Annotated in this window: 18 protein-coding genes; 9 read left to right on the forward strand and 9 right to left on the reverse strand. The window is 68.1% G+C overall.

Translation table 11 applies throughout. The features are described from left to right. Positions 1-54: 54 nt before the first annotated feature. The 3 genes from ACFYRU_RS25360 to ACFYRU_RS25370 are packed head-to-tail and all read left to right on the forward strand — an operon-like array spanning position 55 to position 3,257. The gene (locus ACFYRU_RS25360) at positions 55-840 is read left to right on the forward strand and encodes a carbohydrate ABC transporter permease (protein WP_387663024.1); all 786 of its coding nucleotides are present in this window, start codon (positions 55-57) and stop codon (positions 838-840) included. Continuing rightward, on the forward strand, positions 837-1,706 hold the full coding sequence (locus ACFYRU_RS25365; protein WP_387663025.1) for a carbohydrate ABC transporter permease: 870 nt from the start codon (positions 837-839) through the stop codon (positions 1,704-1,706). Before ACFYRU_RS25360 ends, ACFYRU_RS25365 begins: the two co-directional genes overlap by 4 nt. Before the next feature lie 9 nt (positions 1,707-1,715). Beyond that, positions 1,716-3,257 (forward strand): glycoside hydrolase family 13 protein, encoded by a 1,542-nt coding sequence (locus ACFYRU_RS25370; protein ID WP_387663027.1) that lies wholly within the window; start codon positions 1,716-1,718, stop codon positions 3,255-3,257. On the opposite strand, the gene ACFYRU_RS25375 is transcribed toward ACFYRU_RS25370, so the two are convergent. The 4 genes from ACFYRU_RS25375 to ACFYRU_RS25390 are packed head-to-tail and all read right to left on the reverse strand — an operon-like array spanning position 3,250 to position 6,980. Then, positions 3,250-5,463: a heavy metal translocating P-type ATPase gene (locus ACFYRU_RS25375; RefSeq protein WP_387663029.1), complete on the reverse strand. Its 2,214-nt coding sequence runs from the start codon at positions 5,461-5,463 to the stop codon at positions 3,250-3,252. The genes ACFYRU_RS25370 and ACFYRU_RS25375 overlap by 8 nt on opposite strands. Beyond that, positions 5,447-6,424, reverse strand: coding sequence for a hypothetical protein (locus ACFYRU_RS25380; protein ID WP_387663030.1), 978 nt, complete (start codon positions 6,422-6,424; stop codon positions 5,447-5,449). Before ACFYRU_RS25380 ends, ACFYRU_RS25375 begins: the two co-directional genes overlap by 17 nt. Beyond that, positions 6,421-6,642: a heavy-metal-associated domain-containing protein gene (locus ACFYRU_RS25385; RefSeq protein ID WP_387663032.1), complete on the reverse strand. Its 222-nt coding sequence runs from the start codon at positions 6,640-6,642 to the stop codon at positions 6,421-6,423. Before ACFYRU_RS25385 ends, ACFYRU_RS25380 begins: the two co-directional genes overlap by 4 nt. Before the next feature lie 41 nt (positions 6,643-6,683). After that, complete coding sequence (locus ACFYRU_RS25390; RefSeq protein WP_387663034.1) at positions 6,684-6,980, reverse strand: metal-sensitive transcriptional regulator; 297 nt, start codon at positions 6,978-6,980, stop codon at positions 6,684-6,686. Between the two features lie 240 nt (positions 6,981-7,220). On the opposite strand from ACFYRU_RS25390, the gene ACFYRU_RS25395 reads away from it, so the two are divergent. Together ACFYRU_RS25395 and ACFYRU_RS25400 are read left to right on the forward strand one after the other, a co-directional pair. Beyond that, entirely contained in the window at positions 7,221-8,141 is a 921-nt protein-coding gene (locus ACFYRU_RS25395) for an ABC transporter ATP-binding protein (protein WP_387663036.1), read from the forward strand. Further along, positions 8,138-9,127, forward strand: coding sequence for an ABC transporter permease subunit (locus ACFYRU_RS25400; protein WP_387663038.1), 990 nt, complete (start codon positions 8,138-8,140; stop codon positions 9,125-9,127). Before ACFYRU_RS25395 ends, ACFYRU_RS25400 begins: the two co-directional genes overlap by 4 nt. On the opposite strand, the gene ACFYRU_RS25405 is transcribed toward ACFYRU_RS25400, so the two are convergent. Then, the gene (locus ACFYRU_RS25405; protein WP_387663040.1) at positions 9,117-11,621 is read right to left on the reverse strand and encodes a YfhO family protein; all 2,505 of its coding nucleotides are present in this window, start codon (positions 11,619-11,621) and stop codon (positions 9,117-9,119) included. The genes ACFYRU_RS25400 and ACFYRU_RS25405 overlap by 11 nt on opposite strands. A gap of 105 nt (positions 11,622-11,726) precedes the next feature. Between ACFYRU_RS25405 and ACFYRU_RS25410 the strand changes: the two genes are divergently transcribed. Then, positions 11,727-12,707 carry a glycosyltransferase family 2 protein gene (locus ACFYRU_RS25410; protein WP_387663042.1) on the forward strand — a complete coding sequence of 327 codons (981 nt, stop codon included), beginning with the start codon at positions 11,727-11,729 and terminating at the stop codon, positions 12,705-12,707. A 16-nt stretch (positions 12,708-12,723) separates the two neighbouring features. Here ACFYRU_RS25410 and ACFYRU_RS25415 read toward each other — a convergent pair whose 3' ends face one another. After that, positions 12,724-13,803, reverse strand: coding sequence for an ABC transporter ATP-binding protein (locus ACFYRU_RS25415; RefSeq protein WP_387663043.1), 1,080 nt, complete (start codon positions 13,801-13,803; stop codon positions 12,724-12,726). Positions 13,804-14,026: 223 nt separating this feature from the next. Between ACFYRU_RS25415 and ACFYRU_RS25420 the strand changes: the two genes are divergently transcribed. Further along, entirely contained in the window at positions 14,027-15,046 is a 1,020-nt protein-coding gene (locus ACFYRU_RS25420) for a LacI family DNA-binding transcriptional regulator (RefSeq protein WP_387663045.1), read from the forward strand. 59 nt (positions 15,047-15,105) lie between these two features. On the opposite strand, the gene snpA is transcribed toward ACFYRU_RS25420, so the two are convergent. Both snpA and soxR read right to left on the reverse strand, forming a co-directional pair. Continuing rightward, positions 15,106-15,774 carry a snapalysin gene (snpA, locus tag ACFYRU_RS25425; RefSeq protein ID WP_387663047.1) on the reverse strand — a complete coding sequence of 223 codons (669 nt, stop codon included), beginning with the start codon at positions 15,772-15,774 and terminating at the stop codon, positions 15,106-15,108. 184 nt (positions 15,775-15,958) lie between these two features. Further along, positions 15,959-16,435 (reverse strand): redox-sensitive transcriptional activator SoxR, encoded by a 477-nt coding sequence (gene soxR, locus ACFYRU_RS25430; protein WP_387663049.1) that lies wholly within the window; start codon positions 16,433-16,435, stop codon positions 15,959-15,961. 343 nt (positions 16,436-16,778) lie between these two features. On the opposite strand from soxR, the gene ACFYRU_RS25435 reads away from it, so the two are divergent. Further along, positions 16,779-18,812 (forward strand): DEAD/DEAH box helicase, encoded by a 2,034-nt coding sequence (locus ACFYRU_RS25435; RefSeq protein WP_387663050.1) that lies wholly within the window; start codon positions 16,779-16,781, stop codon positions 18,810-18,812. 84 nt (positions 18,813-18,896) lie between these two features. Here ACFYRU_RS25435 and ACFYRU_RS25440 read toward each other — a convergent pair whose 3' ends face one another. Continuing rightward, on the reverse strand, positions 18,897-19,985 hold the full coding sequence (locus tag ACFYRU_RS25440; RefSeq protein ID WP_387663052.1) for an aminotransferase class V-fold PLP-dependent enzyme: 1,089 nt from the start codon (positions 19,983-19,985) through the stop codon (positions 18,897-18,899). A 115-nt stretch (positions 19,986-20,100) separates the two neighbouring features. Here ACFYRU_RS25440 and ACFYRU_RS25445 point away from each other — a divergent pair, with 115 nt between their 5' ends. Next, a complete protein-coding gene (locus ACFYRU_RS25445; RefSeq protein WP_387663054.1) occupies positions 20,101-23,253 on the forward strand; it encodes a penicillin acylase family protein in 3,153 nt (1,050 codons plus the stop codon). The last annotated feature ends 13 nt before the right edge of the window (positions 23,254-23,266 follow it).

The following is a 23,266-nucleotide window of genomic DNA, read 5'->3' on the forward strand; positions in this document are numbered from 1 at the left end:
TACGGCTTTCTGTGTGGGGCGTTGATCTGTTTTGCCTTGTTCTCCTGGTATCCGATGGTTCGGGAGGTTGTGCTGAGTTTTCAGCAGAACAACTTTGTGGATCCGGGGAAGTGGGTCGGGTTCGACAACTTCAGGACGGTGTTCGCGGATCCGGCGTTCGGGGCCGCGTGGTTGAACACGGCGGCGTTCAGCGGGCTGGCGTTGGTGATCGGGTACGCCGTGCCGTTCGTCCTGGCCGTCGTACTCAACGAACTGAAGCACGCGAAGGCGTACCTGCGGTTCGTGGTCTACCTGCCGGTGATGCTCCCGCCGGCGGTTGCCGTACTCCTCTTCAAGTGGTTCTACGACCCGGGGTCAGGCCTGTTCAACCAGGCGCTCGACGTCGTACACCTCCCGCCGCTCAGCTGGCTCGACTCCACGAACACCGCCCTGATCAGCCTGGTGATCGTGTCGACCTGGATGAACCTCGGCACCGGCACGCTGATCTACCTCGCCGCGCTGCAGAGCATCCCGGGTGACCTGTACGAGTCCGCGGAACTCGACGGCGCCGGCCTGCTGAAGCGGGTCTGGCATGTGACGATCCCGCAGACCAAGCTGATCCTGCTGGTGATGCTGCTGTTGCAGGTCGTCGCCACCATGCAGGTCTTCGTCGAGCCGTACCTGCTGACCGGCGGCGGGCCGGAGAACGCCACCGTCACGGTCGCGTACCTGATGTACCAGTACGCGTTCAACTTCGGCGACTTCGGCGGCGGATCCGCGCTCGGGCTGATGCTGATGGTCGTGCTGCTCGTGTTCTCCGCCGTCTACCTGCGGATCTCGCGCGAGGAGGCCGAACGATGAGAACCCTCGTGTCGCCGCTGGCGTTGCGCACCCCGCGCGGCCGGATCGTCTACTGGACGATCCTCACGCTCACGGTGATCGGCTTCACCGGGGCGTTCGTGTTCCCGCTGTACTGGATGGTGACGGGCGCGCTGAAGTCACCGGACGAGCTCGCGCAGATCCCGCCGAGGTTCTTCCCGAAATCGGTCCACTTCCGGGTGTACGCCGACGCATGGGAACAGCTGCAGCTCGGGGTGTTCCTGAAGAACACGGTGCTGTACGCCGGGGGCGCGTGGTTGTTCACGCTCGCGGTCGACGTCACGGCGGCGTACGCGCTGTCGAAGCTGCGACCGGTACTCGGCAAGCTCGTGTTGGGCGCGATGCTGGCGACGTTGATGATCCCGCCGATGGTGTTGCTGCTGCCGACGTACCTGGTCGCGAAGGATCTGCCAATTCTGCACGCCGACCTGCTGAACACCCCGTGGGCGATCTGGTTGCCGGCGGCGGCCAACGGGTTCTTCGTCTTCCTGCTGAAGCGTTTCTTCGACTCGATCCCGAAGGAACTGCTGGAAGCCGCGGAAATCGACGGCGCGTCGCCGCTGCGGATCCTGTGGTCGATCGTGCTGCCGGTTTCCCGACCGATCATCGGGGTGGTGTCGATCCTGTCGGTGGTGACGGTCTGGAAGGACTTCGTCTGGCCGCTGCTCGTACTGCCGGAAACCGAGAAGATGTCGATCAGCGTGGGCATCGCGTCGCTTTCCGCGCAGCTGCCGCAGAACGTACTCATTGCTTCCTTGGTGATCGCCAGCCTGCCCACAATCCTTGTCTTCTTCGTGTTCCAGAGAAGCATCATGGCCGGCCTGACCGCCGGAAGTCTGAAAGGTTGAGGAGGTTTGATGGCGGACGAATGGTGGCGGGGAGCTGCTATTTATCAGGTCTATCTGCGGAGTTTCGCGGATGGGAACGGGGACGGGGTCGGGGATCTGGCCGGGCTGCGGCGGAAGTTGCCGTACCTGGCCGAGTTGGGGATCGACGCGATCTGGCTGAACCCCTGGTACCCGTCGCCGATGGCCGACGGTGGGTACGACGTGGCCGACTACCGCGCGATCGACCCGGCGTTCGGGACGCTGGCCGAGGCGGAGGCGTACATCGCGGAGGCGCACGCGCTCGGCATCCGGACGATCATCGACATCGTCCCCAACCACGGTTCCGACCAACAGGACTGGTTCCTCCAGGCGCTGCAGGCCGGACCGGGATCACCCGAGCGCGAACGCTTCCTGTTCCGCCCCGGCCGAAACGATGGTCCGCCCAACGAATGGCAGTCGATCTTCAACGGGCCGGCCTGGACCCAGGTCGAGGACGGCGAGTGGTACCTGCACCTGTTCGCGCCGGAGCAGCCCGACTTCAACTGGCGCAACCCCGAGGTGGTGGAGGAGTTCCACGACATCCTCAGGTTCTGGCTGGACCGCGGCGTCGACGGCATCCGGATCGACAGCGCCGCCGTACTGTTCAAGGACCTCGACAGCGTCGAGGAGTCGTACACCGATCACGACGAGGTGCACGAGGTGTACCGCGGGTGGCGGCGGATCTCGGACCAGTACGACGGGCGGTTCTTCGTCGGCGAGATGTGGATGCCCGACCAGGAACGGTTCGCGCTGTACCTGCGCCCGGACGAGCTGCAGACCGCGTTCAACTTCGACTTCCTGTCGCGCCCGTGGGAGGCGGCCGAGATGCGCGCCTCGATCGACCTCACGCTCTCCACCCACGTCCCGATCGGCGCCCCACCGACCTGGGTCCTCTCGAACCACGACGTGACGCGGCCGGTGACGAAGTACGGGCGGGCGGACACGTCGTTCTCGCATCAGGACCGTAAGCACGGGATGCCGACCGATCTGGTGCTGGGGGAGCGGCGGGCCCGCGCCGCGGCGTTGCTGGCGATGGCGCTGCCCGGTGGTCTGTACGTCTATCAGGGCGAGGAGCTGGGACTGCCTGAGGTCGAGGACCTGCCGGACGAGGTCTTGCAGGACCCGATCTTCGCGCGCTCGAAGGGCGCCGATCGCGGGCGAGATGGTTGCCGGGTGCCCCTACCGTGGTCGGGGCAGGAGCCGCCGTTCGGGTTCGGCACCGGAGCACCGTGGCTCCCACAACCGGCCGATTGGAAGAACCTGACGGTCGAATCCCAGCTCGACGACCAGAACTCGATGCTGACCCTGTACCGCACCGGTTTGAAGCTGCGCCGGGAGCTGCTGGGTGATGGTGCGTTGGCGTGGCTGGAGTCCGGGCCGAATGTGCTGGTGTTCCGGCGGGAGCGGTTGACGTGTGTGGCCAACCTGAACAGTGCCGCGGTCGACCTGCCGTCGCACGAGGAGGTACTGATCTCCAGCATCCCCCTCGACGACGGCAGGCTTCCCAGTGATGCGACCGCGTGGATCAGGTGAGCGGCTTGAAGCGGCGTAGGCGGAGGCTGTTCGACACTACGAAGACCGAGCTGAAGGCCATCGCGGCGCCGGCGAGCATCGGGTTGAGGAGGCCGGCGGCGGCGAGCGGTAGGGCGGCCACGTTGTAGGCGAAGGCCCAGAACAGGTTGCCCTTGATCGTGCGGAGCGTGCTGCGGGAGAGCCGGATGGCGTCCGCAGCCGCGCGCAGGTCACCGCGTACCAGGGTGAGGTCGCTCGCCTCGATCGCGACGTCCGTACCGGTCCCCATGCTCAGGCCGAGATCGGCCTGGGCGAGCGCGGCCGCGTCGTTCACGCCGTCGCCGACCATCGCGACCACCCGGCCCTGGTCCTGCAGTTGCTTGATCGCGTCGACCTTGCCGGCCGGCAGTACCTCGGCGATCACGTCGTCGATGCCGACCTCGGCACCGACCTTCGTCGCAACGGCCTCGTTGTCGCCGGTCAGCAGTACGGGCCGCAACCCGAGCTCGCGAAGTTGCCGGATCGCCTCGACGGACGTCGGCTTCACGGTGTCCGCGACGACCAGTACGGCCCGTGCCTCGCCGTCCCAGCCGACCGCGACCGCCGTACTGCCCTCGGCCTCGGCGTGTTCCTTCGCGTGCGCCAGTTCCGCAGGCAGGTGCTGGCTCCACTCCTCCAGCAACCGCGTCCGCCCGACGAGTACGGCGTGCCCGTCGACGATCCCCTGCACACCAAGGCCTTCGACGTTCCCGAAGTCCTCGACGTCGGGCAGCCTGCCCTCGGCCGCCGCGGCCCGTGCCACGGCTTGCGCGATCGGGTGCTCACTCGAGTGCTCGAGCGCGCCCGCCAACCGCAGCACCTCGGAACGCTCCTGACCAGGCGCCAGCAGTACGTCGACCAGCTCCATCCGGCCCGTGGTGACAGTGCCTGTCTTGTCGAGTACGACGGTATCGACCCGCCGCGTGGACTCCAGCACCTCCGGCCCCTTGATCAGGATGCCCAGCTGCGCGCCCCGACCCGTACCGACCATCAACGCGGTCGGCGTGGCCAGGCCCAGCGCACACGGGCAGGCGATGATCAGTACGGCGACCGCTGCCGTGAACGCGACCTCGACCGGCGAACCGTTGCCGAGCCAGAACCCGAGCGTTGCCAGCGCCAGGCCGATTACGATCGGGACGAAGATCCCCGAGACCTTGTCGGCCAGCCGCTGTACGGCGGCCTTCCCGTTCTGCGCGTCCTCGACCAGTCGCGCCATCTGCGCCAGCTGGGTGTCCGCGCCGACCCTGCTCGCCCGGACGACCAGCCGGCCGCCGGCATTGACGGTCGCACCAACGACCGCGTCGCCAGGAGACACCTCGACCGGTACGGACTCACCGGTCAGCATGGACGCGTCGACGGCGCTGCTGCCGGTGACGATCACGCCGTCGGTGGCGATCTTCTCACCAGGCCGTACGACGAACTCGTCACCCACGACGAGCTGATCGGCCGGGATCCGTGTCTCGGTGCCGTTCCGCAGTACGGCGACGTCCTTCGCGCCGAGCTCGAGCAGTGCTTTGAGCGCGGCGCCCGAGCGGCGCTTGGCCCGCGCCTCGAAGTACCGGCCGGCGAGGATGAACGTGGTGACGCCGGCCGCGACCTCGAGGTAGATCTCCTCCGCACCGCCGCCCCGGGACGGGATCAGCGTGAACGGCATCTTCATCCCGGGCGCGCCGGCGCCGCCGACGAACAACGCGTACACCGACCAGAGGAACGCGCTCACCACACCGAGTGAGATCAGCGTGTCCATCGTCGCGGCGCCGTGCCGCAGGTTCGTCCAGGCGGCCTTGTGGAACGGCCAGGCCGCCCACGTCACCACCGGGAACGCCAGCGTCAGCGACGCCCACTGCCACGAGTCGAACTGCAGCGCCGGGATCATCCCGAACGCGATCACCGGCACCGCGAGCGTGATGCTCGCGATCAGCCGCTGACGCAGCGGTTTCAGCTCGTCCGGCTCCTCGGCCTCCGTGGAGACCGCCGGCGTCGGCAGGGCTGCGGTGTAGCCAGTCTGCTCGACGGTGGCGACCAGGTCGTCGGTCGAGACACCCTCCGGGAACGTCACCTTCGCCTTCTCAGTGGCGTAGTTCACGGTCGCGGTGACGCCGTCCATCCGGTTCAGCTTCTTCTCGACGCGGGCGGCGCAGGAGGCGCACGTCATCCCGCCGATGATGAGCTCAACGGACTGGCTCATGGTCGTGTGCCTCCTTCTCGTCGTGTGTCGGTAGTGCTGCTGGTGGAACGATCGCCGTGCCGGTCGAGTCGACCTTCACCGTGAACTCGGCGGTGTGGACGGCGCCCGCGTGCTGGAAGTCCAGGAACAGGCTGTACGTCCCCGCGGTCGGGAAGGTCGTCCCGAACGTGATCTCCGGACCGCCCTTCGACCCCGGGTCGGCGTGCTCGGCCGGGTGGTTGTGCAGGTACGCCAGGTCGCCGCCGCGCAGCGAGACCAGGTGCCCGAAGGCGCCGAGGTACGGCTGCAGATCGGTGACCGGCTTGCCGTCCTTGCTGACCTCGAACGTCAGCTCGGACTCCTTGCCCGCGACCGGAGTGCCCTGCAGCGTCACGTCGTACCCGTCGAAGCTGTAGACGCTCGCCGGGTCGGCAACCGGGACCGGTACGTACATCCCGGAGACGTTGACGTCCGTACCGAGGGTGATCGTGCCGTCGTGCCCGGCCGGCTGGAAGTCGGCGTACAGCCGCCAGGTCCCGCCGGCGGTGAACGTGAACGGGATGCTCCACGTACCGTCCGCGGCCATCGTCGGGTGCACGTGCTTGAACCCGGACAGGTCCCGCCGGACCACGATCAGGTGCAGGTCCTTCTCGTGGGTCTTCGTGTACTGCGTGACCGGTTTGCCGTCCGGTCCCTTGATCATGAATCTCAGTTGGGTCTTCGTCCCGCTCGTGAACAAGGTGTTCGCCGGCGCGAACGTGTACCCCGAGTCAGACACCGCCAGCCCGGGCAGTTGCCCACCCGCCTCGTGTCCTTGCATGCCACCCATCTCCTCTCCGTGGGGCTGCGTGCCCGCGGCCGCGGAGGTGTCGCCGGCCGCCGCGATCGGTTCGATCGCGGACCCGATGCCGAACGCCGCCCCGAAGGCCAGCGCGACCGCACCGGCGAACGCGCCGAGCCGGAGCGCAGCGGCCCGGTTCACGACGCCGCCAGTTCGTAGCCCGCCTCGTCGACAGCCTCACGTACGGCGGCCTCGTCGAGCGCGGACTCACTCGTCACGTGCACGGCGGACGTGCCGCCCGCGACGAGGTCGATCTTGACCTCCTGCACACCGACGAGCTTGCTGATCTCCTCGGTCACCGCCGAAGTGCAGTGCCCACAGGTCATACCGGCCACGGAGTAGGTCGTAGTGGTGCTCATATGAGTGCTCCTTGCTCGAATTGGTTGGATTGTGGAGATGCTCAGCTGCGGACGAGGCGGGCGATGGCGTCGGACGCTTCCCGGACCTTCTCGTCGGCCTCGGGGCCGCCCTTCTGCGCGGCTTCGACCACACAGTGCGAGAGGTGCTCGTCGAGCAGCTCGAGCGAGAACGACTGCAGCGCCTTCGTGGCTGCCGACACCTGGGTCAGGATGTCGATGCAGTACTTGTCCTCCTCGACCATCCGCTGCAACCCGCGAACCTGCCCCTCGATCCGCCGCAACCGCTTCAGATGGCTGTCCTTCTTGGCGGTGTATCCATGCACGTGTTCGCCGGCCATTTCCCGACCCCCTTCTCGTCAGCTACCCCTCGGGGGTATCTCCACGACGAAGAAGTTACCCCCTCCGGGTATCTAAAGCAAGTTCCGACCGGATACCACCTGGGGGTACCTTGCGCACGAGGTTGGTGAGTGCCGGCGGTCCGGCGACCGAGTTCGATCAGCTCGCCGTGCAGTCGTTGCATGCGGTGGGCGAACAAAGGTGTCAGGCTGTGCGTCTGCTGAGGGACGAGAGGGGTGTGGATGACGGGCGTGGCGGTCAGTACGCGGGGGTTGCGGAAGACTTATCGGACGCGGCGGGGGCGGAAGGTGGTGGCGGTTCAGGGGCTTGATCTGGAGGTGCCGGCGGGTGGGGTGCACGGGTTCCTGGGGCCGAACGGGTCGGGGAAGACGACGTCGATCCGGATGTTGCTCGGGCTGGTGCGGGCTGACGCGGGGACGATGACAGTGTTCGGGACGCCGGTGCCGGACGGGTTGCCGGCGGTGGTCGGCCGGGTGGGGGCGATCGTCGAGTCGCCGAAGTTCTTCCCGGCGTTCAGCGGGCGGAAGAACCTCGAACTGCTGGCCGAGGCGATCGGGGCGCCACGCGCGAGGGTCGGGGAGGTGCTGGAGCAGACGTCCCTGGGCGAGCGGGGCGACGACCGGTTCCGGACGTACTCGCTGGGGATGAAGCAGCGGCTGGCGATTGCGGCGACGTTGCTGAAGGACCCGGACCTGCTGATCTTCGACGAGCCGACGAACGGGCTCGACCCGGCGGGGATCCGGGAGATCCGCGAGACCATGCGCGGGCTGGGTGAGCAGGGGAAGACGGTGCTGGTCAGCAGCCACATCCTGGCCGAGGTCGAGCAGGTCGCGGACACGGTGTCGATCATCGGGCACGGGCGGCTGCTGGCGTCCGGTACGGTCGCGGAGGTGATCGGCGGCGGCGCGGCGGCCAAGGTGAAGGTTGCTGTCGACAACCATGACAAGGCGGCAAACGTGCTGACGACAGCAGGTCTGGCGGTACGGGCCGACGGCAACTACCTGCTGGTGGAGACGCAGGACCCGGCCGGGGTGACCCGCACCCTTGCGAACGAGGGGTTGTACGTGTCCGAGCTGGTCCCCGTCCGCGCCGACCTGGAATCCGTCTTCCTTGAGCTCACCGAAGGCGAGGGACTGGCATGATCCGCCTGACCAAGGTCGAGTTGCATCGGCTGATCGCCCGCCGCCTGACCGTCATCGGCCTGGTCGGGCTGTTCCTGCTCACGGTGCTGCTGTTGACCGCCACCTGGTTCAACGCGCGGCCCCAGTCCCCGACCGAGCAGGAGCAAGCGCGGCAGCAGTACGAGCTCGCCCACAAGGACTGGGTCGAGCACGGGGACGACATGCGGAAGCAGTGCGCGGAGGACTGGAAGACGCAACCCGACCCGAAGCCGTCGCTCGAGGACATGTGCTCCTATCCGGAGCCGCGGCTGGAGGACTTCGGCAAGCCGCGGACGGTGTTCGCGCAGATCATGCCGGAACATTTCCAGGGTACGTCGTACTTCCTGGCCTTCGCCGCGTTCCTGATCGGGGCGAGCTTCGTCGGCGCCGAGTTCAGTTCCGGTGCCATCGGCAACTGGTTGACGTTCGAACCGCGCCGGCTCCGGGTGTACGGCAGCAAACTGTCCGCGGCCGCGCTCGCGTTCCTGCCGATCGCCGCGGTGATACTGGCGATCCTGCTGCTCGGCACCTTCCTGATCGTCAAGCATTTGGGCGACGCGAGTACGACGGCCAAGGTCTGGGGCCATCTCGTCGCGACCGGTGGACGGGCCGCGGTGACGACCGCACTCGCGGCCGCGCTCGGCGGCGTCGTCGGGCTGCTGCTACGGCACACTGCCGCCGCGATCGGGGTCGTGATGGGGTACCTGGTGCTCGTCGAGGGTGTGTTCGCAGCGTTCCTCGACAAGGCCCAGCCGTGGCTGGTGAAGGTCAACTTCGACGCGTTCGTCCTGCACGGCACCAGGTACTACGTCAACGACTGCAAGACGGGCAGCGACGGCAGCTACACCTGCGACTACGTGCAGCGGTCACTCTCGTTCGAGCACGGCGCCTGGTACCTGGCGATCCTGACGGCAGTCGTCGTGGCTGCCGGCGGCTGGGTCTTCTACCGCCGCGACATCAACTCGTAGGACGTCGCCGCCGTACCGCGCCGATCCCCGCGATCCCGAGCGCGAGTACGGCGGCCGCCGCCGCGATCGCGAGCCCGCGCCGCAGCCCCGGCGGGACGAACGTACAGTCGACGCGGCTCGCCGTACCGTTCAGGGAAACGGCCATCAGGCCGCCGAAGTCGCTCGGGACCTGGGCCTTGCCGCCGTTGGCCCGGCAGGTCCAGCCGTCGATCTTCGGTACCGACACGATCGCCCAGCCCTTGCTGTCCGCGGGCAGCGTCGCGTGGATCGAGTGACCGCCGGCCTTCACGTCGGTCGCACCGGTCGCGATCAGGCCGTGCACCGCCTTGTCGAGGGCCGCCGGGCTCAGGCAGCCGATCGCGTTGTGCGCCGGGATGCCCTGCGGGTCCGCGCCGAAGTTCACCTCGATCAGTACGATCCCGGTGCTCGGTACGGCGCCCAGCTCGATCATCGCGCTGCTGGTGTTGATGCCGGGCCGGCGGGTCGAGCTCAGCTCGTGCCAGTCGCCGCCGTCCAGCCGGGCGCGGCCGCCGACGCGCGGCATGTACAGGTACGCGATGCTCGTCGGTGCGCATTTCGCGACCAGCTTGACGTCACCGGTCGCGAATCGGGTGCCCTTGTAGTCCGGGACCTCGTACACCGTCGAGCCGAGCAGCCGCTCCTGCGCGACGTACGGGTTCGGGGTGTTCGTGTCGGCCGGCGTCGCCGGGTCGAGCCGCCGCCGGACCGTGACCAGCGGCGGCACGGTCTTGTGAGAGATCTGCGGTATCCCGTTGCCGACCAACCGCATCCGGGCGCCGACCGAGAAGATCGCGTCGGTCACCGGGTTGTCCAGCGTCCGCGACGCGCGCCCGTACCCGGACCAGCCGAATCCGAGCGTGGTCATCATCTGGTTCACCGAGTACGGCAGCAGGCTGCTGTACAGGCCAGCGCCCTGCCCGCCGAGCAGCATCGGGTCGTTCGGCGTCACCGACGTCCCCGGATCGGTCCGGTACTTCGGCCAGTCCTGAGCCGCGCGCACCGCGTCGTACTGCTTCGTCCGCGCGGCGTTCCACGGGTCCGCCGACGTGCTGAGCACCTTGCTGCGGTACTCGTCCGTGACGACAGCGGTCCACGTGGTCTCGAGCGCGACAACGGCCAGCAGTACGGCGAACGCCGCCGCCACCGGCAACCGCCGCGGACCGGGCTTGCGGCGCAGCAGCCAAATGGTGCCGAACGCAACCGAAGTCGTCGCTCCGGAAGCGATCAGGACCGGCTTCCAGTGCTCCTTCAGCAACGGGCTGCCGTCGGACAGTACGGCGATCAGTGCGAGCAGCGCGCCGCCGCCGAGCAACGCGAGCGGACCGGGCAGCTTGTGCGCGACCGCGACCCACGCGACTGCCACGAGCAGACCGCAGAGCACGAACGCCTCGCGGTACTGGCTGCCGTTCGGGGTGTCGAACGCGTGCCAGAACTCCTGGGTCGGTGCCCACCGGAACGACCAGGCGACGCCCACGATCGTGATCACCCAGACCACCTTCGGGCGCCACGGGACGAACCTGTTGAACGGCATCGTCAGCGCCAGCAGCAGCGCGATCGTGCCGACGTACAGGCTCGCGGTCTTGCCGACGCCCTCGGTGATCGGCAGCAGCCGGGACAGGAACAGGTCGATCGCGGAGGGGTGGAAGATCCCGGACGGGGACGGCGTTGCGGCGCGGTTCGCGAGGATGATCGGTAGCAGGATGGGCGCCACCAGGGCCATGCCGAGCGCGAACGAGACCCCGTGCCGCACGAGCGACCGGAGCCGCCACGACCAGCTCAGGTCGCTGCTGCTCAGCACCCGGGCGAGCAGGTAGATGCCACCCGCGAACGTTGCCATGTAGGCGGTGTAGAAGTTGGACAGCCAGAAGACGGCGACCACCAGCACACTGAGCAGCCGGTTGGTCCGGCGCAGTGACCACTCCGCGACCAGGAAGAACATCGGCAGGGCGGTCAGACCGTCCAGCCACATCGGCACGTAGGATCCGTCGTCGAGCGCCCAGCCGCAGACGCCGTACGAGACACCCAGGATGGCTGCAACCCAACGGGGGCCGGGACGCATCTTGAGTAGTGCGGCCGTCATCGCGGCCGCGGCCAGGCTGAGCTTGAGAGTGGTGATGACGAAGACGGCGAGGTCGACCTTGTCCCGGGGGAACAGGCCGACCAGCAGGGACAGCGGGCTGCCGAGGTCGACGCCGAGGTCGGCGAGGAAGCCGACTCCGAAGGCGCTCTGCCAGTTGAACAGCAGGTCGCCCTGGCCCTGGCCGTGCAGGACGTCCCAGAGGTGGGCGAAGAACGGGATGTACTGCGTGCCAAGATCGTTGGTACTGCGGGACAGCGAACCGAAGGGATAGGTACCGCGGATGACTCCGGAGGCGACGAACACCGCCGCCACGACGACAGCGGCGACGCCGGCGGGCAGCAGGGCCGAGCGCCCCCGCCCGCTCTGTCCTTCGACAGCGTCCTCGGAAACCATTGGCCGCCCCTTCGTTCCGATCGTTCGGCCGCCAAAGCTAGCGGGTAGTTCTGGTCTGGACAAGAATCGCATCATGATCGACGTACGGGGCGGATGGGGACAACGATGCGGTTGAGTCTGGTGGTGCCGTGTTACAACGAGGTCGAGGTGATCTCCCGGTTCCATCAGGCACTGAGCCGGGAGCTCGCCGGGACCGGACGTCCGTACGAGGTCGTCTACGTCGACGACGGTAGTTCTGATGGGACGCTCGACGCGCTCGTCGGGTTGGCAGCCACCGACGAGTCGGTGAGATACCTCTCGTTCAGCCGGAACTTCGGCAAGGAAGCCGCGATGCTGGCCGGCCTGCGGTACGCGACCGGCGACGCGGTCGTGATCATGGACGCCGACCTGCAGCACCCGCCGGAGCTGATCGGCCGGATGCTCGAGGAGTACGAGCGGGGCTTCGACCAGGTGATCGCGCGGCGGAACCGGACCGGCGACCCGGCCACCCGGACGCTGTTCTCCCGGGCGTACTACTGGCTGATCAACAAGTGGGCCGACGTGGAGCTGATGGACGGCGTCGGCGACTTCCGGCTGCTGTCGCGGCGCGCGGTCGACGGCCTGCTCGAGCTGGACGAGTACAACCGGTTCTCCAAGGGCCTGTTCGCCTGGATCGGGTTCGAGTCGATCCTGTTCGAGTACGACAACGTGAAGGCGCCGGCGGACCGGAAGAGCCGGTGGACGTTCCGGCGGCTGTTCGAGTACGGGCTGGACGGGCTGCTGTCGTTCAACAACAAGCCGCTGCGGGCCGCGATCTACATCGGCCTGCTGCTCACCGCGGTCGCGGCCGGGTACGCCGTCTGGGTGCTCGTGGCCGCGATCCTGCACGGCGTCGACATGCCCGGGTACGTCACGCTGATCGCCGCGATCACCGGCCTCGGCGGGCTGCAGATGGTGATGCTCGGGCTGATCGGCGAGTACATCGGCCGGATCTACTACGAGACCAAGAAGCGCCCGCACTACCTGCTGAAGCAGACCAACATGGACCCGGCGGACCGGCTGCACAAGCCACCGGCCCCGGATGGACAAGCCACCCGAGGCCGGTAGGGAGTACTGCTGAGGATCAGGCGGTGAGCCGCTCCTCGGTGGAGGTCGAGAACAGGTGCAGCTTCTCCGGCACCGCCGCCAGGCGGACCGTGGAGCCCTTCTCGACCTGCATGCGGGCGTCGATGCGGGCGACGATCTGCTGCGACTCGCCGTCGTGGTCGGCGGTGCCGTACAGGTACGCGTCCGCGCCGAGCTCCTCGACCACGGCGACCTTCACCGGCACGCCTTCGTCGGCGACCTTGAAGGCCTCCGGACGAACGCCCACGGTCAGGGTCTTGTCGCTGCCGGCCTTGGCGAGAATGTCGCGGCCGATCGGGATCACGTAGTCGCCGAACTTGGCGCCGCCTTCGGCGATGTCGGCGGTCAGCAGGTTCATCGCCGGCGAGCCGATGAAGCCCGCGACGAACTTGTTCTTCGGGTTGTCGTACAGGTTCAGCGGGGTGTCGACCTGCTGGAGCAGACCGTCCTTGAGGACCGCGACCCGGTCACCCATCGTCATGGCCTCGACCTGGTCGTGCGTGACGTACACGGTCGTGACACCGAGGCGCTGCTGCAGTTCGGCGATCTGCGTACGGGTCTGCACCCGCAGCTTGGCGTCGAGGTTCGACAGCGGCTCGTCCATCAGGAAGACCTGCGGGTTACGGACGATCGCGCGGCCCATGGCGACCCGCTGCCGCTGACCACCGGACAGCGCCTTCGGCTTGCGGTCCAGGTACTCCTCCAGGCCGAGCAGCTTGGCGGCTTCGCCGACCCGCTTCGCCCGGTCCTCCTTGGAGACGCCCTGCATCTTCAGCGCGAAGCCCATGTTGTCGGCGACCGACATGTGCGGGTAGAGCGCGTAGTTCTGGAACACCATCGCGATGTCCCGCTCCTTCGGCGGACGGTGCGTGACGTCGCGGTCGCCGATGTAGATCGAACCCTCGTTGACCTCTTCGAGGCCGGCGAGCATCCGGAGCGAGGTGGACTTACCACAACCCGACGGGCCGACGAGCACCATGAACTCGCCGTCCTCGATCTCGAGGTTGAGCTTGTCGACGGCGGGGGTGTCCGAACCGGGGTAGACCCGGGTAGCCGCCTTGAACGACACAGTAGCCATGACTGTACTTCCCTTCACCGGCAGGAACGTGCCGGACGATCCGAGTAAAGGTTCTCCTCCGGGCGGGGGAGTCCGCCTATCCTCGCCCGGGCCCACTCGTCCTGACAAGGTTTGTGGGGTGTGATGTGTCCATTCTGTTCACGGAGTGGACACCCCCGCGCAGTCTGCAAGTTCTTGCAGGATCTTGCTGAAATGTCAGCCCGGCCTGGGTACAGTGCCCCGCGTGAGCAGTAGAGCGCGGCTGGCGGACATCGCGGCCAAGGCGGGGGTCAGCGAGGCGACGGTCTCGCGGGTGCTGAACGGGAAGCCGGGGGTCGCCGAGGACACGAAACAGTCCGTCCTGACCGCTCTGGACGTACTCGGGTTCGAACGGCCGGCCCGGTTGCGGCGGCGGTCCGCCGGGCTGATCGGGCTGGTGATGCCGGAGCTGATGAACCCGATCTTCCCGGCGTTCGCGCAGGTGATCGAGTCGGCGCTGTCGCAGCGTGGGTACACCCCGGTGCTCTGCACACAGTCCCCGTCCGGCGCGACCGAGGAGGAGTACGTCGAGATGCTGCTCGAGCGCGGCGTCTCCGGCATCATCTTCGTCTCCGGCCTGCACGCCGACACCGGCGCGGACCACCTTCGCTACCAGGCGCTGGTCGAGCGGCATCTCCCGGTGGTGTTCGTGAACGGCTGGCTGCCGTCGGTCGAAGCGCCGTTCGTGTCGTCGGACGAGTACGCCGCGATGGAACTCGCCGTCTCGCACCTCGTGTCCCTCGGGCATCGGCGGATCGGGTTCGCGTCCGGGCCGGAGCGGTTCATCGTCGTACAGCGGAAGCTGGCCGGCTACCGGACCTCGATGAAGGCGCAGCTGGGCCTGTCCGACGAGGACCTGGACCCGATGGTTGCCCTGAGCATGTTCGGCGTCGAGGGCGGCGCGGCGGCCGGCCGCCAACTCCTCGACGCGGACGTCACCGCGGTCGTCTGCGGCTCCGACATGATGGCGCTCGGCGTGATCCGGGCCGCCCGCCGGCGCGGTCTGTCGGTTCCCGGCGACATCTCGGTAGTCGGCTACGACGACGCCCCGATGATGGAGTTCACCGACCCCCCGATGACCACCATCCGCCAACCCGTCCAGGCCATGGGCCTCGCCGCAGTCCAATCCCTCCTGGAGGAGGTCCGCGGCCACACCACCCCCCACACCGAATTCCTCTTCCGCCCCGAACTGGTCGTCCGCGCCTCCACCGGCCCGGTCCGCTGAGCTTGGGGAGGATCTTGTGCCCGATCGGGCAGAAGATCCTCCCCAAGACAGGCTCCGGGTTACTTGGAGAGGTGGAAGGCGCCGGCGGTTGTGAAGCCGTTGGCCCACAAGGAGTTGACCTTGGAGCGTTCGGTGGAGTCGGGGTAGGGGTTGGTGCAGGACGGGCCGGGGCCGCCGCCGGACATCAGTTCGGAGCAGGGGCCGGAGTAGTGGTCGGGGAGGCCCAGGACGTGGCCGGTCTCGTGGGCGACGATCCGGGTCTTGTCGTACTGGTCGGCCTGCGCGTAGTCGATGAAGACGTACCCGCTGCCGTGGCCGTCGGTCGACGCGTACGAGCCGCGGGAGTCGTTGCCCTCGGTGTAGTAGAAGTCGTAGTTGCTGCCCTCGACGAGCTTCACGTTGCTCACCGACGAGTTCCAGATCTGCGTGCTGGAGGAGATCTGGGACGCGAACGTCGGCGCGTCGACGGCGTACGTGACCGTCACCGCGGTGACCTTCCGGCCCTTCGCGGCCTGCTTGGCCATCTTGGCGCGGGCGGACTTCATCACGGCGTCGTAGAACGCCTTGGTGGCGGCTTCGTCCTGCGGGGAGCCGACGTACGCGGCGCGGCTCGCGGCGGTCGAGACGTTGGCCGGCGCTGCAGTCGAGGGGGACGCTGCGAGCGCGGGTACGGCCAGTGCGGCGGCGGCGAGCGCCGCGAGACTGGCGATGATACGGCGATGCGACATGGAGGGCCTCACTCCGAATCGGTGGCGGATAGCGACGGGCGGATTACCGATCGCCACCATCGGATGCTCCCAAGACTCGGCCCGTTCCGCACCGCTTCTCCCGAAACCCTGGGGATAACCCGCGATTCACGCAGATCGTTCTATGCCGGCCATACCACCCGAGCTATGACCTGCCTTGGAGCGCCTAGGCCTCGCCGGGGATGCCGACGTTGAGGAGGCGGGCGCCGGGGCCGCGGGTGGAGAGGCGGTCCTCCTTGTTGTAGAGGTTGCAGCGTTGCAGGCTCAGGCAGCCGCAGCCGATGCACGTGTCGAGGTCGTCGCGGAGGCGCTCGAGCTCGGAGATCCGCTCGTCGAGACGGCTGCGCCACGACTTCGACAGCTTGCTCCAGTCGGCGCGGGTCGGCGTCCGGTCCTCGGGGAGCGAGTCCAGCGCCTGCTTGATCTCGGCCAGCGCCAGCCCGACCCGCTGGGCCGCCTGCACGAACGCGATCCGGCGCAGCGTACTGCGCTGGTACTGCCGCTGGTTCCCGGCGGTACGGCGGGACGCGATCAGGCCCTGGTCCTCGTAGAACCGCAAGGCCGACGCCGCCACCCCGGACCGCTGCGCGATCTCCCCGATCGAGAGCCAGTGCTCCTTGCTCGGGACGTTCTCCTCCGACATACCGCCACCCTAGAACGGGGTTCCAAACACTCAAGCATGCTTGAGGTGTGGGAGCGGACCAGTTGAGTGGCTGGTCCGATGTGGTCGGGGTGGCCGTCACGATCGGTTATACTTTTGTGGTGTCGGTGCGCGCGTCGCGTCACCAGAGATTTTCCAGGCGCTCCGACCCGTCGGTTTCAGCATCCGGCTGAAAACTCCGGCGACATGGGTGCAACGCGATAGCACCCGCAGGTCGATGCCCGTCTCCTGCTTGCACGTTGCTGTCCGGTCATGTTTCGTGACCGGCGCTCGCTTGCGGCTGCGATCCGGCGCCCCTCGTCCGTGAATACGAGAGAGAGTTTGCGTGACCCAGCACCACCAGTTCGACGCCGATTCCGCCGACGGGCGGAACAAGAAGCCGCGGCACAAGAAGCACCAGAACCAGTCGTACGGCGAACGCCTTGCCGCGGAGCCGACGTACGACGCACCTCGCGAGAACCGCCCGGTCAAGGGTTACCGCTCCGAGCAGCCCCGCGCCGACCGCGGTCAGCGTACGTACGACCGTAACCGAGACGAGCGACCGTCCTACAACCGGGACGAGCGTCCGCGGTTCAATCGGGATGACCGTTCGTCCTACAACCGTGGTGAGAAGCAGTCGTTCCGCCGGGATGATCGCGGGTCGGACAGCCGTTCGCAGTACAACCGGGACGACCGTTCGTCGTACAGCCGGGACGAGCGTTCGTCCTACAACCGGGACGAGCGTCCGCGGTTCAATCGGGATGACCGTTCCTCCTACAACCGTGGTGAGAACCAGTCGTTCCGCCGGGATGACCGTGGCGGCGACAGTCGGGCGCGGTACGACCGCGACGAGCGGCCGTCGTACAACCGCGACGACCGGTCGCAGTACAGCCGAGACGACCGTTCGCAGTACAACCGGGACGACCGGTCGCAGTATCGGCGGGACGAGAAGCCGTTTGTGCGGCGTGCGTCGCAGGAGGCTCGCCGTGGTGAGCCGATCCGCTCCGCGGAGCCGGTGGAGGACCTCGGTACTGTTGCCGACGACAACCAGTTCGCCGCGCTCGGGCTCGCCCCGCGGCTGGTCCAGCGACTGGCCCGGGACGGCATCACCACGCCGTTCCCGATCCAGGCCGCGACCATCCCGGACGCGCTGGCCGGCAAGGACGTACTCGGCCGCGGCCAGACCGGTTCCGGCAAGACGCTCGGTTTCGGCCTGCCGACGCTGATGCGGCTGGCCGGTGGCCGGACCGAGTCGCGCCGTCCGCGCGGCATGATCCTGGTACCGACCCGTGAGCTCGCGATGCAGGTGCACGACGCGCTCGAGCCGCTGGCGCACGTGATGAACGTGTCGCTGAAGCTGATCGCCGGCGGCCTGCCGTACCCGAAGCAGATCGAGGCGCTGCGGCGCGGTGTCGACCTGCTGATCGCCACCCCGGGCCGGCTGATCGACCTGTGCGAGCAGGGCGCGGCCGACCTCGGCGCGGTCGAGGTCGCGGTGCTGGACGAGGCGGACCACATGTGCGACATGGGCTTCATGCCGGCGGTCACCACGCTGCTCGACATGACCCCGCCCGAGGGCCAGCGGCTGCTGTTCTCCGCGACCCTCGACAACGACGTCGACACGATCGTGAAGACGTACCTGAAGGACCCGGTGATCCATTCGACCGACGCCGCGCAGGCTGCCGTCACCACGATGGAGCACCACCTGCTGGTGATCGAGCCGGCGCACAAGCAGTCGCTGACCGCGGAGCTGGCCAGCCGGGACGGGCGGACCATCGTGTTCGTCCGGACCAAGCTCGGCGCGGACCGGGTCGCCACCCAGCTGCGGGACCGGGGCGTGCTGGCCGCGGCACTGCACGGCGGCCTGACCCAGGGCGCGCGGAACCGGACGCTCGAGCAGTTCAAGGACGGTTCGGTGCCGGTGCTGGTGGCAACGGATGTCGCGGCCCGCGGTATCCACGTCGACGACGTCGGCCTGGTCGTCCAGGCGGACCCGGCGGCGGACCACAAGGACTACCTGCACCGGGCCGGCCGCACTGCGCGGGCCGGCGGCGAGGGCGCCGTCGTGACGCTCGTACTGCCGCACCAGCGGCGCGGGATGGTCCGGCTGGCCGAGTCGGCCGGCGTCGACGTCGAGCCGGTCCGGGTCCGTCCGGGCGACGAGGTGATGACCGGGCTGACCGGCGGCAACAAGCCGTCCGGGTACCCGGTGAAGCTGCCGGCCCCGAAGCCGCGGAACAACAAGGGCGGCCGCCGCTTCGGCAGCACCCGCCCGGGCCGTGGGCACGAGGGTCGCGGCGGCAGCGGACCGCGCCGCAATGGCAACGGCCCCCGTCGCGACGGCAACCGCTACGAGGGCGGAAAGTCCTACCAGCACTGAGCCGTCCGTCGGGACCTGGCACAAGTAACGGTGGCCCGGCACAGGAAATAACCTGTGCCGGGCCACCGCATTTTGTTCAACGGGTCAGTCCAGCACCGCCCAGAGCCGGGCGAGGACGGTCTCGATCTCGTCGGCGTCCAAGGGGATCAGTTCGAGCATCAGCTCGCCCTCGGACATCCGGTCCGTCATCACATAGATCGGCGGCGTACCGGCTTCCAGTTCGGTCGCGACGCGCTTCGCGTCGGCGACCTTGAGCAGTACGCGTGACACCTGCAGGCCGGTCGGATCCGGTACGGCCTCGACCGTGATGCCGGGGATCCGCGACACCGCGGCCACGAACGCATCCACCTTCGCGCGCTCGTCCGCCTGCCACTTCACCCGGTCGAACGCCTGCCACTCCTCGAGCGCCGCGAGGACGCCGACGATCGCCTCTTTCGTCGGCTTCATCACCCGCCCGATGCCCTTCTCCTGGGCCCGGAGCGCCTGGACGAGCGACCAGGTCCCGGCGGCCAGTCCGGCGGTCGGCGAGCCGAGGTACTTCTGCCCGCTGACCAGTACCAGGTCCGCGCCGGTCGCGAGCAGGTCCGCGATCCGCGGGAACTGTGCCGCGCCGTCGACGATCGCCGGTACGCCACGGCGGTGCGCGGCCTTGATCGCCGCCGCCAGATCGATCGGCTCGCCCCGGGTGAGCCGCGACGACACCAGCATCAGGCACGCCACGTCCGGCCCGTCGAGCTCGGCCTCCAGGTCGGCGATCGTACAGCCGTCCTCGTCGCCGGCCAGATCCACCTGCGCGCCGGCGAGCCGGATGCCCTGGAGGTTCGAGTGCCCGTAGTCGACCACGTGGCAGGCCGGGAGCACGACGCGGTTGTGCATGTCGGTTGCATCCGGCAACGCCGCCGTACGGCGAGGGTCGCCGCCGGTCATCGTGGCCGCGACCGCCAGCGTGACACCGGCCGCGGTGCAGTGCACGACGGCACCTGCCTGCGCGCCGGTGACCTGCGCGATGGCCTCGCTGGCGCGGTCGCCCAGCTCGTCCATCACGAAGAACTCAGGTAAAGCCTGTGCGACGGCCTGCGCGACCCCGTCGGAACTCCGCGACACCCCCAGTGGCGTGTAAGTCCCCTTGGCGTTGATCACCACACTCAATCGATAACGATCGTGGATGCTCATGGTGTAGCTGAGCGTAGTGGTCACGGACCGCAATTGGCGAGACTCTGTCGGTGCGAGTTATTGACCACAAGCTACTGGTGAGTCATCCTCACTTTTACCGACCTGAGGAGGGAACGTGCCCCGCCCCGCACTTCGAACCCGCCTTCGGACCGCGCTCGCCGCGGTCGCCGTCACCGCCGTCGTCGCAGCCCTGCCGACACCGACCCAAGCCAGTCCACAAGCCGTTGGCGCCACCCCCGATGACTATTGCCTAGGGCAATGTCGCGACATCCTGCCGCCGGGCCAGAACGGCAACGCCACGTTCACGGATCTCCTTGCTTTCAAGGCGTTAGGGGTCCGTCCGGCGCACTTCAGCGACAGCCTGAAGCCGTACCAGGACCTGGTCTGGAACTCGCAGGGCATCACCGACGACGGGCTCGCGCCGTACTTCGACGACTCGTCGTTCGGGGTGAAACCGGACGACGTGGCAAGCACCGTCCAGCCGCGCAGCGACGTCACGATCATCCGCGACAAGTCGCGCGGCATCCCGCACATCTTCGGGAGCACGCGGCTCGGCACGATGTTCGGAGCCGGGTACGCCGGCGCCCAGGACCGGTTGTTCGTGATGGACGTGTTCCGGCACCTCGGGCGCGGTCAGCTGACACCGTTCGCGGGCGGTGCCGCGGCGAACCGCGAGTTCGAGCAGGAGTTCTGGCGGACCGCGCCGTACACCGAAGCCGACCTGCAGCGGCAGTTCGACGACGCGCCGAAGCTGTACGGCGCCGACGGCGTGAAGATGCAGGAGGACATCCAGGCCTGGGTCGACGGCGTCAACCACTACATCGACACGGTCGGCATCGCGTACCCAGGTGAGTACGTCGCCCTCGGTCTGCAGTGGCCGACCCCGCACTGGAAGGTGACCGACGTGGTCGCGACCGCGGCCGTCGTCGCCGGCATCTTCGGCACGGGCGGCGGCTCGGAGGTCACGTCGGCGTTGGCGTTGCTCGAGGCGCAGGCGAAGTACGGCGTTGCCGAAGGCACCAAGGTGTGGGAGTCGTTCCGTTCGCAGAACGACCCCGAGGCCAGTACGACGGTGCACAACGGCACCACCTTCCCGTACGGGACCACCGGGCCGAACCCGGCCGGACGCGCGATGCCGGACCGCGGCTCGGTCACCCCGGAACCCGAGGTGATCGACCAGACCGCGAACAAGGCCGCCGCCGCCAAGCCTGCGCCCGCGGGATCCGAAGCGCTGAAGGGGATCTTCGACAAGGGCCTCTTCCCGGAGGGCTTCGGCAAGAAGGCAATGTCGAACGCGCTGCTCGTCTCCGGCGCGCACACGCAGTCCGGAAACCCGATCGCGGTCTACGGCCCGCAGACCGGGTACTTCGCGCCGCAGTTGCTGATGCGCCAGGAACTGCAAGGCCCCGGCGTCAGCTCGCGCGGTATCGCTTTTGCCGGCCTGAACTTCTACACGCTGATCGGTCGCGGCCAGGACTACTCGTGGAGCGCGACGTCTGCCGGCCAGGACATCACCGACACGTTCGCCGTACCGCTGTGCGAACCCGGTGGCGGAACGCCGACGAAATCCTCGCAGTACTACGTCTTCCGCGGCCAGTGCGTACCGATCGAGCGGCTGGAGCGGCACAACTCCTGGTACGCCAGCCTCGGCTCGTCGGAGCCGGCCGGCTCGTACACGTTGGTTGCCCTGCGCACCAAGTACGGCATCGTCACGCATCGCGGAACGGTCGGCGGAAAGCCGGTTCTGTTCACCAAGAACCGGTCGACGTACGGCAACGAGGCCGGGTCGGCGCTCGGGTTCATGCAGTTCAACGACCCGGACCGGATCCACTCGGCCGCCGATTTCCAGCGGGCCGCGGCGAACATCGGGTACACGTTCAACTGGTTCTACACCGACAAGGACTCGATCGCGTACTTCAACTCCGGGGACAACCCGGTCCGCGCGGACGGCGCCGACCCGAACCTGCCGACCTGGAGTTCGTACGAGTGGAAGGGCTGGGACCCGGACACCAACCGCGCGACGTACACGCCGCCGGCGCAGCACCCGCAGGTCGTCAACCAGGACTACCTGACCAGCTGGAACAACAAGCAGGCACCGGGGTACTCCGCGTCGGACGGGCAGTGGGGCTACAACGCGGTCTATCGCAGCCAGCCGCTCGACGACCGGATCAAGGCGGTCATCAACAGCGGCCAGAAGTTCACCCGGGGCAAGCTGGTCGAGGCGATGGAGGACGCGGCCACCGTCGACCTCCGCGGCGACCAGGTGCTGCCGTACCTCCTGCGCGTCCTGAAGTCTGCCCCGATCACCGACCCGGCCGTCGCCGACGCAGTCACCAAGCTGACGGCGTGGCAACAGTCTGGCGTGCACCGCAAGACCCCCAACGCGTCGTCTCGCACCTATGACCACGCCGACGCAATCGAACTGATGGACGCTTGGTGGCCCCTGCTTGTCCCGACAGAGTTCAAGGACCTCGGACCAAGCCTCTACGGCGCACTGACCGCCAACCTCAAGATCGACGAGCGGCCCAGCGCCCAAGGTTCGTCGTTCCAGAGCGGCTGGTGGGGCTTCGTCCAGCGAGACATGCGCAAGGTCCTCGGCGACCCGGTGAAGGCGTCGCAACCGGTCACGTTCTGCGGAGGTGGAACCCTGGCGGGATGTAGAGCGGTGCTGTCAGACACCTTGCTGGCGGCAACCAAGGTCCCGGCGACGACCACGTACCCGGCGACCGCCGACTGCGCCGCCGGTGACCAGTTCTGCGCCGACCAGATCGCGCACAACCCGATGGGCGGCATCACCCAGGACCGGATCGCGTGGGTGAACCGGCCGACGTACCAGCAGGTGGTCGAGTTCCCGGCGCGGCGTGGCGACGACATCAGCAACCTGGCGACCGGGAAGACCGCGACCGCGAGCAGTTACGAGAAGGGCTGGTACAACTCGCCGCCGGCGCAGGCCGTCGACGGGAAGCTGGACACCCGGTGGGCCAGCGACTGGTCGGACCCGCAGTGGCTGAAGGTTGATCTCGGCAACGAGCAGACCGTCAGCCGGGTGGTGCTCCAGTGGGAGGCGGCGTACGCGAAGGCGTACAAGGTCGAGGTCTCGCGGGACGGGGCGACGTGGCAACAGGTGTACGCGACGACGGCCGGCAACGGTGGCGAGGACGTGGTCCGGTTCGCGCCGGCACCGGCCAGATACGTCCGTGTCACGGGGACTCAGCGGGCGACGTCGTACGGCTATTCGCTGTATGAGTTCCAGGTGTTCAGATGGTGATGCCAGGATGAGC

It is taken from the genome of Kribbella sp. NPDC004536 (assembly GCF_042873835.1).
Taxonomy (GTDB): domain Bacteria; phylum Actinomycetota; class Actinomycetes; order Propionibacteriales; family Kribbellaceae; genus Kribbella.

What these genes read in the sequence shown, in the direction of transcription:
- ACFYRU_RS25360 (WP_387663024.1), top strand. Translation starts at nt 55, where the DNA reads ATGGTTCGGGAGGTTGTGCTGAGTTTTCAGCAGAACAACTTTGTGGAT.
- ACFYRU_RS25365 (WP_387663025.1), top strand. Translation starts at nt 837, where the DNA reads ATGAGAACCCTCGTGTCGCCGCTGGCGTTGCGCACCCCGCGCGGCCGG.
- ACFYRU_RS25370 (WP_387663027.1), top strand. Translation starts at nt 1,716, where the DNA reads ATGGCGGACGAATGGTGGCGGGGAGCTGCTATTTATCAGGTCTATCTG.
- ACFYRU_RS25375 (WP_387663029.1), bottom strand. Translation starts at nt 5,463, where the DNA reads ATGAGCCAGTCCGTTGAGCTCATCATCGGCGGGATGACGTGCGCCTCC.
- ACFYRU_RS25385 (WP_387663032.1), bottom strand. Translation starts at nt 6,642, where the DNA reads ATGAGCACCACTACGACCTACTCCGTGGCCGGTATGACCTGTGGGCAC.
- ACFYRU_RS25390 (WP_387663034.1), bottom strand. Translation starts at nt 6,980, where the DNA reads ATGGCCGGCGAACACGTGCATGGATACACCGCCAAGAAGGACAGCCAT.
- ACFYRU_RS25395 (WP_387663036.1), top strand. Translation starts at nt 7,221, where the DNA reads ATGACGGGCGTGGCGGTCAGTACGCGGGGGTTGCGGAAGACTTATCGG.
- ACFYRU_RS25400 (WP_387663038.1), top strand. Translation starts at nt 8,138, where the DNA reads ATGATCCGCCTGACCAAGGTCGAGTTGCATCGGCTGATCGCCCGCCGC.
- ACFYRU_RS25405 (WP_387663040.1), bottom strand. Translation starts at nt 11,621, where the DNA reads ATGGTTTCCGAGGACGCTGTCGAAGGACAGAGCGGGCGGGGGCGCTCG.
- ACFYRU_RS25410 (WP_387663042.1), top strand. Translation starts at nt 11,727, where the DNA reads ATGCGGTTGAGTCTGGTGGTGCCGTGTTACAACGAGGTCGAGGTGATC.
- ACFYRU_RS25415 (WP_387663043.1), bottom strand. Translation starts at nt 13,803, where the DNA reads ATGGCTACTGTGTCGTTCAAGGCGGCTACCCGGGTCTACCCCGGTTCG.
- snpA (WP_387663047.1), bottom strand. Translation starts at nt 15,774, where the DNA reads ATGTCGCATCGCCGTATCATCGCCAGTCTCGCGGCGCTCGCCGCCGCC.
- soxR (WP_387663049.1), bottom strand. Translation starts at nt 16,435, where the DNA reads ATGTCGGAGGAGAACGTCCCGAGCAAGGAGCACTGGCTCTCGATCGGG.
- ACFYRU_RS25440 (WP_387663052.1), bottom strand. Translation starts at nt 19,985, where the DNA reads ATGAGCATCCACGATCGTTATCGATTGAGTGTGGTGATCAACGCCAAG.